The 475-nt window shown below is 62.1% G+C and carries 1 protein-coding gene; it reads left to right on the plus strand.

The window, feature by feature from the left end:
* On the plus strand, positions 1 to 475 hold a 475-nt coding region (locus tag I6F28_RS37100; protein WP_276573454.1), incomplete at both ends, for a DNA gyrase subunit A.

Here is a 475-nt window from a genome sequence, read left to right on the forward strand (position 1 = left end):
ATCACGTACCGCTTCGCCACGGTCACGCGCCGCACGCGCCATCGTCTGGGCAAGGTGGAAGACCGCATCCACATCCCCGAAGGTCGGCAACTGGTACTGCTGCGCGTTGAAGACGTGATCCGGATCATCCGCGAGAGCGAGGAACCCAAGGCCGCGCTGATCCAGGTCTTCAACCTGAGCGACCGCCAGGCCGAAGACATTCTGGAAATCCGCCTGCGTCAGCTTGCTCGCCTGGAAGCGATCAAGATCGAGCAGGAGCTGAAGAACCTGCGCGAAGAGCAGGGCGAGCTGGACGTGCTGCTGAAGTCCGAGACCATGATGCGCCGTCGCATCATCAAGGAAATCGAGACCGACGCGAAGCAATACGGCGACGACCGCCGCACCTTCATCCAGGAAGAGCGCCGCGCCGCTGCCGAAGTGAAGGTGGTCGACGAACCCGTCACGGTGATTGTTTCGCAGAAGGGCTGGGTACGCA

It is taken from the genome of Bradyrhizobium sp. NBAIM14, from assembly GCF_020193895.1.
Lineage (GTDB): Bacteria > Pseudomonadota > Alphaproteobacteria > Rhizobiales > Xanthobacteraceae > Bradyrhizobium > Bradyrhizobium yuanmingense.